Consider the following 7,631-nt stretch of genomic DNA (forward strand, 5'->3'; position numbering starts at 1 on the left):
TTACCGAGCGGATTTAAAGTTTAGATAGCTCCCTTTTTACATGTTATAATTACAAAATTCATAGTAGGCTTATCTTTCATATTTTTATTGGGCTCGTCAATCTCTGAGAACTCGATTAATCCATACTTCTCAAATTCTCGTCTTACTGAATTCGAATCATAGTAGAACATTTTGACGCCTTCCATAATCTCAAATCGATCTTTACTCAGTTCTCTGCCTTTGCCATACATGGGAGCCTTTTTTGTAACAGCAGTAAACATCATGTATCCATCGGGTTGTAACTGATTGTAGCAATCTTGAATCAATTTTTCCCGTTCACGACGGTTCAGTAAATGAATCAGGGCGTAGCAGAATATCGCATCATATCGCTTGTTATCAAATGGCATATTCGTCACTGAACCATGATAAATAGTAGCATTTACCCCGTTTTTCCTAGCTAAATCAATTGCTGTTTTTGATATCTCAATACCTGTCACATGCATTCCGTTATCTGAGAATATCTTTGCATTTCTTCCGTAACCAAAACCAGGTATCAATACGTCCTTCACTTTCTTCTCGAGGAAAAAGTCCTTTGCCATAAAAGCAGAGTCGGAAGGTTCCAATCCCCACATCATTTGTTTCTCAATAAAGCTTGCTTCCCAGAATTCTGTCATAGCTTTCTCCTCTGTGATGGTTTCAAATGCGATATAATACAAAAGCATATAATATATATTGTAGATATCTTATATCTGTAAATAGACTATAAAAAAACATCTCTGATGAAGTGAGTGTTACTTTACTTCATTAATTGCAAGCATATTGGGTTACTTTAGTAACTTTTTTGTTCTGCAGATGCGCTCTAAAATAGGTTTTGCTTGTGTCATCATATTGAAAAGAAAGAGGACAATTTCAAAAGATATTATAGATCCCATTTATCTATTATTGTACAGATGCGAAGTACGTAAGTCAATTTTCCCTATTCAACCGCTCCAAAAGAGAATCGAGGATCTAAGTCAAAAAGTGAACACCCCTTTTCCTACTATTGGCCACGCCCTTAGTCATATGTATACGGTTGACACGATGTGGTTCACGGAACCAGATTAGAATTTCGTCGCATCTTGAAATTGAAATACTGCTCACCTTGCTCCTTGTCCACCTTGGCAATCCAACCGATATTAAACTGCGTTAATTATCCCGAATTGAAATGCATGTCATACCCTGCAACATAGAGCAACGCTGATGATTAGTGAGGCATCACTACATATTCCCATACTCCAGACACATAATAAAAACCGATCCTGGCTCCCTTTACTTGGAAGGAGTAGGATCGGTAATATGAATTAATGTTCTCTTATAGCGACATCCGGTATATATGCAAGACATCGGAGCGGCTCAATTTCTTAAAGTTTCCTATATCACCATATATCATTGCTTTATCCGCCATTAATTCAATCGTTGAATCGTCGATGCCATAATCCGCTAATCTGCTTGGTGCAGAAAGGGATACAAAGAATTCCCTAAGTGCGGCGATGCTTTCTTAAGCAACTTGTTGATCGTTTTTGCCTTCAGGATTGATGTTAAAAACACGTTCTGCGAATTGTTTGAATCGCCCAATGTTGGCATCTAGCGAGTACGTCATCCAGTTTGGAAACAAGATAGCAAGACCTCCGCCATGCGGAATGTCGTGAACTGCCGATACGCATGCTCAAGAGAATGAGAAGCCCAATCGCCCGTGGTGCCTATGGCGAGGGTTCCATTTAAGGCCAGCGTGCTGCTAAACAGACCAGCCAAGCTTTTCCTGTATTTCCCAATTGGTGATGACGGAGAGTCCGTTCATTTCCGAGCCGGTGGCGGCAATCGTCAGCACTGTACCCAAAGGCAATGCGTCTCCAGGTACTCCTTTGTGGATAACGATATCCCAGAAATCTCCCTCGTATTTGGCTCCTACCGCGACTGCTTTCGCGTCTTCCTCCTTAATTGTAGCATTGTCTCATTTCTAGCTGCTCAAGAGGGTTCCTATCCCTCGGTTCATAGCCAGCTTATGGTAGTGATGGGCCATGGCGATATCGAATATCGCCATGCCCATAGGATTAAACATGATAGCATCGTTTGGTCTTCGTTGTTTTAGTTCATTTTCCAGCACAATGTCCACAATGGATTTCGTGTGCTCTTTTTGCAATCCCATTTGTTCATTCATGTGCAGGATATCCGTATTTTCCCGACAAACCTCTTCCCAGTTATCGACTATAATGGATTTCGTGTGATTCAGAATTTCAGGCCTAAAATCCCGTAAGGATACATTCAGAATAAGAGCATTGTCCTTAGGTTTTCGATCTATATAACCAGATTTGGACACCGTGCACGTGATAAATATATCCGAGTTTACATAGGCGTCTTCCCAGCTCTTGCAAATCTCCACTTTCCCCTCTAAATGCGAAATTTCCTCTGGTTGAACTCCTGCCACATCGTAAATATATATTTTGCTTAAGCGCTCTCCGAGCAATGAGCATAACATCTTCAAATGAAATTTACCGATCGGGCCAAATCCTACAATGCCTGCTTGAATATTTTCCAGCCGTTTCGTATTTTCATAGTATTTCACGATTAAGCCTGATACGGCTGATGTGCGTATGACGCTTATCAGCGAAGTATTGATAGTTGCTATCGGTACACCCGTTTCCGCGTCGTTAAGGATCGTTACCGAATTTGCTCGAGGCAATCCTTTTTGTATATTATCTGGAAAACTGGCAATCCACTTTATTCCCGCGATCTGAAATGCGCCGCCTGCGTAGGCAGGCATCGCAATGATGCGGTTGGCTTGATTCTGGAATCGCAAATAAGGTTTAATCGGTTGCGAGTATTCCTCATTCGCGATGCAACGAACCGCATGTTCGATGACATCAATATTGGCATCCCAATCCACACCGAGATCCAAAATATCAGCATGATTCAAATACAGCATATAGAGAACCTCCCGTCATTTGTACGGCCTTTGACCGGCACGCAGTTAAAATAGTGACTATCTAAGCTTTTTCCCAAATTGCTGAACGCCGTCCTGCGAGCATAGAACTCCGATTACGCACTCTTCGACCTTAATGAATTCAATTTCAATCTCTACCGCTTTGGCAAAATATGATAACTCTGAGAGCGGAAACAATTCAAACTTGGATTGATCTTGCCCACTAATAAGTAGCTTCGTTCCATCACTATCAATTACCAGTTTGTAATCACTATGCAGTTCGTACTCTCCAACAAAATCTGTGAAGGCGCTTGGAGATACCTCAATGGCCATTTTTTGGCCCGGATAGTAGTTCGGCCAATGATACTCTTCGGCAATAGCCGAAAGGATATTTCGTATGATCGGTAAACTGTGATCTGTATTTACCATCACAACTGCCCCGTATCCAAGCTTGCTGTAGCCAACAAAGCGGCTGCAGTATCCTTCATTAATACCTTGCTGTCCAAAACGATGATACTCATCCTGTCCGCCTAACGCAAAACCTAGCCCCGTGTATAGATCTCGGTACGGTTTCATCATCTCGTTCACGGAGGAGTTTCTCAGGAATACATCCGACTTGCCGATTATTGCTTCCTGGATAGCGATGATAAATTTTGCTAAATCAGTCGGTGTGCTCCATAATCCGGCCGCCGCTAGTTCTGGATATACATGCCAAGACCCGCTAACCTTCTCGCCGCCAACCATATAATGGCCGGAAGCCGCCCGACTATAATTTGACGGTGATAGTGGCTGTTCGAAGGAGATGTCCGTCATCTGAAGTGGTTCAAGTACTAACTGCTTCATTAATTCCGAGAATGGCATGCACGTCACATCTTCAAGCAACTGCTGCAATATAAGATAACCGCCGCCCGTATGGCTGAGCAGCTGCCGGATACTGGACTATCTAAAAACTTCTCCATCGTCTGCTCTTTCGCCCGGTAATATCCGCGAGCCAGTCCAACACCTCCAATATAGAGTTCACCGACCATCCCAAGCGGAAGCACCTGTAGGTTCATTCGGTTGGGCCGTATGTATTGATAATCTCTGCGCAGAAAGAAGGCGACGTTGTCCATGGTCGTAATTTTAATAAATTGATTGGTTCGCCTCCCAAAAACAATCGATTGACAGAGCGGAGACGCGAAAAATGATGCCCAAGATCCTTTTGATCTTCCTCAGGCGCATGCAAGTCGATCAAGGGATATATAAGGCTAGGCGCACAGTTGATCATAGTTACTTGCTCTCGTTCGATCGTTTCAGATATGCCTGCATAATCATTGACGCCTGCTGGAAAAAGACAAAGGCGTCCACCGGTTAGTAGCGGAGCATACAAGTTTTTTTGCGCCAAGTCAAAACTGATTGAAGCAATCAACAGTACACAATCCGATTCGCTAAATGTAAATTCGTGCGTGTACCAATGCATTAGATTCACAAAGGCATGAGATTTAATCATGCCCCCTTTGTGAGCACTACTACGCACTCTGCATGCTGCATCAAGTAATGGATACGATCTTGCGGATAGGTAGTATCGATTGGGACATAAGCAGCTCCCGCCTTCAAAATCCCCAGAATTCCGATGATCAGTTCAAAAGAGGACTCCATCATAACGCCTACGACAGAATCTTCACCTACGCCATATCTGCGCAAGTGCCAGGCAACCTGGTTTGCCCTTTCTCAATTCCTTATAAGTAATTTGCCGCCCTTCGCAAACAACGGCAATATGACTTGGAGTACGGGAAACCTGTGCTTCAAAAAGCTCGCTGATCGATTGATGGAATGGATACTCTGTATTCAACTGATTAACGATAAGGAGGATCTGCTTCTCTTCCTCGGAAAATATATCGAAATCGGCCAATGGAACATCCATATGAAATACCGCCTCTTTGTTGTGTGAGAAAATAATCAGCTTTCTTCCTTTGGCCAACCGCCCCACAATTGCCCCATATGACCGTCCGGATCGCGGAAAGTGAAGCCGTACCCGCCCTGTGGCTTGTACACCATTTCGCCGATATCGTTCCCTTTCTTCTTTAACTCCTCGTACACTTCATGAATATTGTCTACCTCCAGCGAGATGATTGGCTGATGCTCTCCACTGCCATTCGTAAAGTCCAGCTTTGGCACCTCTGGGCATCGAATAAGCCCAAGTCCGACTCCCCCGACGTTAAGCCAAGCCTCTTGGTCACCCGGGGAGTATTCGAAAGTGAACGGAATACTGAGTACCTCATTGTACCACCTAACGGAAACCTCTAGATCACGAACCGGCAATGAAACAACTGCATAGTTTTTTATCTTTATTGCCATTATGTGTATTCCTCCTTGTTAAATATATTGATTTCAAGGCTTCTGTAATCACAATTCCCCATCGGCTTAAAGCTTTGGCGGGGTGCTGAACATGCTATTATGTACCTTTTTACTTGCAAATCATGATTACGTTCCCATCAGGGTCTTTGATATTGAACCAATGTCCGTTTTCAATACCGGTTACCAATTCTACATTAATTGATTTCATGTATTCATAGGACTCTTCAATATCATCTGCAGCGAATTGAACAACTGGGATGTTGAATACGTGTTCTGGAGAATATATCTTGCTGTCTAATACGATATTCGTTTCCCCCTGCATTGGAAGCACATAAATATGTCCAAAAAATATTTCTCCATCAGTCGGCAAGCCGAGTAATTTGCAATACCAATCTCTTGCGTTCTCAATATTGCTTACTTAATCGATAACTGGAACGAATACATCTACTTTTCCTGGCCATTCAGGATCTTCAAATTGATAAACCTCGAGTGCAAGAGCCTTCGAATTGTTTTCAAATCCATTGTTTGCAAGGTAAGTATGGATTTCTTCATAAGGGTCTTTTTCTGTTCTTGTTGTCGCATAGGAATGAGGCGGAGTTGTAAAACCAATCATGCCTTCAGGGATATCCTCAAGGGAACTTACTTCCATGCAGAAAAAATAAGTGAATAGTACTTCCGATGAGAAGTGTGGACACACATATTCATTTGAATTAATTACGTTTTTGATTTCATGTTTGCGATTCAAGAATGATTCTTTTGTAGCTTCAACTCTCTTTGGGTCATGATTCTGAAAACTAGATGTTACTGGAATGCCGATAAATTTTTTTTCCTGGAGGTGAACAATCTCGACTTGGTTTTGGTTCATATTCATTTCTCCTTTGAAATTATTTCGTAAAGCTTTTGAGCCATCTTGAATCTTGATTCAAATCTATCATACTGAGCAAGTTTCCATCCGGATCCTCAAAATCCATTAAATAAAAATCGCCATTGTCACGGATATCAAACACGTTTACTCCATTGTTCTTCAGATACTCATGAGCAGAGTGGACATCCTCGGTTAAGAAGTTATAGTAAGGTGTGATTAATGCATCTTTGTTCTTAAATGTAACCGGCTGCTTTTCATCTACTTGTATCAGTCCTAATACAGTAGGAGTATGATTCAGTTTCAATGTTGCACCCAATCCCCAATTCACGGTTAGTTGAAATCCTAAGATGCTCTCATACCAGTGAATGGACTCTTCAAGATTTTTGACTGGAATAAAGATACTTCCGATTTCTCTAATAATAGCACCCATCGAAGTCACCTCATCTGATTTGTTGAAAATCTAACAAGTCAGTAATTTAGTTCGCAGTCGTGATTTTCCCAAATATCAAATAGGTTGCCATCCAGATCTTCCAATACAAAGAATTTCCCGTACTTCCCCTCATCGCTAATGTTTCCGACTTTCACGTCTTCTGATTTCAAATAGGTATGTAAAGACCCAATATCATTTGTGAAAAAGGTTATGATCCATCTCTTCTTATTGTTGATTTCGAATACAGCTCTCGTGTCGTTATCACTTTGAATTAAGTCTAATATAGGCCTATTGTACCTAAACAAACTTAAATATCCTTCCCGCTGGTGTCGAATGTTAAATCCAAAGTGTTTCACGTACCATTCTGCTGATTTCTCGATGTTAGCCACAGGAATGACATTGTATGCAATGCCAAGGATTTTCCCGTCACTCATCATATTGCCTCCTCTCAGGGTCATTGTCGATTTCCCAAAATTTAGGTTCTTACAATTTCGACTTTATTCCCCATATTCGTTAGACATGTGCAAGGACTACCTTGAATATCGTTTTCTTGAGGTGTACAATCTCAGTCGAGACGGTCAAGAAGATCATTTCTGAATACTTAAGATTTTTAGGTTCCTCGGCAATTTCATAAAATGTCTCATGTGTTTTACGGCGAACAGCCTTATGGCTCCATTGGAACATGTTAGAATGTGTTGGTGTGCTAATGTGAAGTCTTGTTGGTGGGTTTCTAGAGTTCTCTCCATCGACTTGCCTTGGAAGAGCGAGGGGTGCGAATGCTAGCACGTTACGTGAATACTATGATTTCAGAAGTTAGTGCTCAAAATCATTGGTTTCTGGTTAGTTTAGATATTAAACATAATAGAACATTCGTTCCTAGTTGTAAATATAACAATTGAATTTTATTCGGAAATATCGCGTAGCCTTTGTATTCACGAATTCAAGAGGCTTAAGGCGAATATTGCCGAGAGGCTTTTCCACTTTGCTTCCCAGGGTTATCTGCCTGACTTCACTTCCTCGAAAAGCCTAGGGTAAATCAAGGATTTGTTGGGGCCCGCAGC

12 protein-coding genes and 1 pseudogene are annotated in these 7,631 nt (G+C 41.8%); all 13 read right to left on the reverse strand.

Annotation, left to right across the window (positions count from 1 at the left end):
• Positions 1 to 20 precede the first annotated feature (20 nt).
• The 13 genes and pseudogenes from BBG47_RS20880 to BBG47_RS20930 all read right to left on the reverse strand — a co-directional run bounded on the left by BBG47_RS20880 (position 21) and on the right by BBG47_RS20930 (position 7,004).
• Complete coding sequence (locus BBG47_RS20880) at positions 21 to 653, reverse strand: class I SAM-dependent methyltransferase (RefSeq protein ID WP_065293332.1); 633 nt, start codon at positions 651 to 653, stop codon at positions 21 to 23.
• 677 nt (positions 654 to 1,330) lie between these two features.
• A pseudogene (locus tag BBG47_RS29085) lies at positions 1,331 to 1,939 on the reverse strand (iron-containing alcohol dehydrogenase); the annotation flags it as partial.
• A 36-nt stretch (positions 1,940 to 1,975) separates the two neighbouring features.
• The gene (sbnB, locus tag BBG47_RS20885) at positions 1,976 to 2,941 is read right to left on the reverse strand and encodes a 2,3-diaminopropionate biosynthesis protein SbnB (RefSeq protein ID WP_065293333.1); all 966 of its coding nucleotides are present in this window, start codon (positions 2,939 to 2,941) and stop codon (positions 1,976 to 1,978) included.
• 57 nt (positions 2,942 to 2,998) lie between these two features.
• Complete coding sequence (locus BBG47_RS20890; protein WP_139070738.1) at positions 2,999 to 3,829, reverse strand: serine hydrolase domain-containing protein; 831 nt, start codon at positions 3,827 to 3,829, stop codon at positions 2,999 to 3,001.
• A complete protein-coding gene (locus BBG47_RS29545; RefSeq protein WP_175400598.1) occupies positions 3,805 to 3,966 on the reverse strand; it encodes a hypothetical protein in 162 nt (53 codons plus the stop codon). The genes BBG47_RS20890 and BBG47_RS29545 overlap by 25 nt, the downstream gene beginning before the upstream one ends.
• 23 nt (positions 3,967 to 3,989) lie before the next feature.
• Positions 3,990 to 4,427, reverse strand: coding sequence for an AMP-binding protein (locus BBG47_RS20895; protein ID WP_065293335.1), 438 nt, complete (start codon positions 4,425 to 4,427; stop codon positions 3,990 to 3,992).
• Positions 4,424 to 4,621 carry an AMP-binding protein gene (locus BBG47_RS20900; RefSeq protein WP_065293336.1) on the reverse strand — a complete coding sequence of 66 codons (198 nt, stop codon included), beginning with the start codon at positions 4,619 to 4,621 and terminating at the stop codon, positions 4,424 to 4,426. Before BBG47_RS20900 ends, BBG47_RS20895 begins: the two co-directional genes overlap by 4 nt.
• Positions 4,599 to 4,841: a hypothetical protein gene (locus BBG47_RS20905; protein WP_065293337.1), complete on the reverse strand. Its 243-nt coding sequence runs from the start codon at positions 4,839 to 4,841 to the stop codon at positions 4,599 to 4,601. Before BBG47_RS20905 ends, BBG47_RS20900 begins: the two co-directional genes overlap by 23 nt.
• A gap of 35 nt (positions 4,842 to 4,876) precedes the next feature.
• Complete coding sequence (locus BBG47_RS20910; protein WP_065293338.1) at positions 4,877 to 5,275, reverse strand: VOC family protein; 399 nt, start codon at positions 5,273 to 5,275, stop codon at positions 4,877 to 4,879.
• 109 nt (positions 5,276 to 5,384) lie between these two features.
• Positions 5,385 to 5,684, reverse strand: coding sequence for a VOC family protein (locus BBG47_RS31245; RefSeq protein ID WP_175400600.1), 300 nt, complete (start codon positions 5,682 to 5,684; stop codon positions 5,385 to 5,387).
• A 9-nt stretch (positions 5,685 to 5,693) separates the two neighbouring features.
• Entirely contained in the window at positions 5,694 to 6,140 is a 447-nt protein-coding gene (locus BBG47_RS31250) for a GyrI-like domain-containing protein (protein ID WP_175400599.1), read from the reverse strand.
• Between the two features lie 19 nt (positions 6,141 to 6,159).
• Positions 6,160 to 6,570 (reverse strand): VOC family protein, encoded by a 411-nt coding sequence (locus tag BBG47_RS20925; RefSeq protein WP_065293341.1) that lies wholly within the window; start codon positions 6,568 to 6,570, stop codon positions 6,160 to 6,162.
• A gap of 38 nt (positions 6,571 to 6,608) precedes the next feature.
• A complete protein-coding gene (locus tag BBG47_RS20930) occupies positions 6,609 to 7,004 on the reverse strand; it encodes a VOC family protein (RefSeq protein WP_065293342.1) in 396 nt (131 codons plus the stop codon).
• Between the last annotated feature and the right edge of the window lie 627 nt (positions 7,005 to 7,631).

Origin of the sequence: Paenibacillus sp. KS1, assembly GCF_001680695.1 — a bacterium.
Classification (GTDB): domain Bacteria; phylum Bacillota; class Bacilli; order Paenibacillales; family Paenibacillaceae; genus Paenibacillus_B; species Paenibacillus_B suaedae.

What these genes read in the sequence shown, in the direction of transcription:
- BBG47_RS20905 (WP_065293337.1), bottom strand. Translation starts at nt 4,841, where the DNA reads ATGGATGTTCCATTGGCCGATTTCGATATATTTTCCGAGGAAGAGAAG.
- BBG47_RS29545 (WP_175400598.1), bottom strand. Translation starts at nt 3,966, where the DNA reads ATGGTCGGTGAACTCTATATTGGAGGTGTTGGACTGGCTCGCGGATAT.
- BBG47_RS20930 (WP_065293342.1), bottom strand. Translation starts at nt 7,004, where the DNA reads ATGAGTGACGGGAAAATCCTTGGCATTGCATACAATGTCATTCCTGTG.
- BBG47_RS20910 (WP_065293338.1), bottom strand. Translation starts at nt 5,275, where the DNA reads ATGGCAATAAAGATAAAAAACTATGCAGTTGTTTCATTGCCGGTTCGT.
- BBG47_RS20925 (WP_065293341.1), bottom strand. Translation starts at nt 6,570, where the DNA reads ATGGGTGCTATTATTAGAGAAATCGGAAGTATCTTTATTCCAGTCAAA.
- BBG47_RS31250 (WP_175400599.1), bottom strand. Translation starts at nt 6,140, where the DNA reads ATGAACCAAAACCAAGTCGAGATTGTTCACCTCCAGGAAAAAAAATTT.
- BBG47_RS20880 (WP_065293332.1), bottom strand. Translation starts at nt 653, where the DNA reads ATGACAGAATTCTGGGAAGCAAGCTTTATTGAGAAACAAATGATGTGG.
- sbnB (WP_065293333.1), bottom strand. Translation starts at nt 2,941, where the DNA reads ATGCTGTATTTGAATCATGCTGATATTTTGGATCTCGGTGTGGATTGG.
- BBG47_RS20895 (WP_065293335.1), bottom strand. Translation starts at nt 4,427, where the DNA reads ATGATTAAATCTCATGCCTTTGTGAATCTAATGCATTGGTACACGCAC.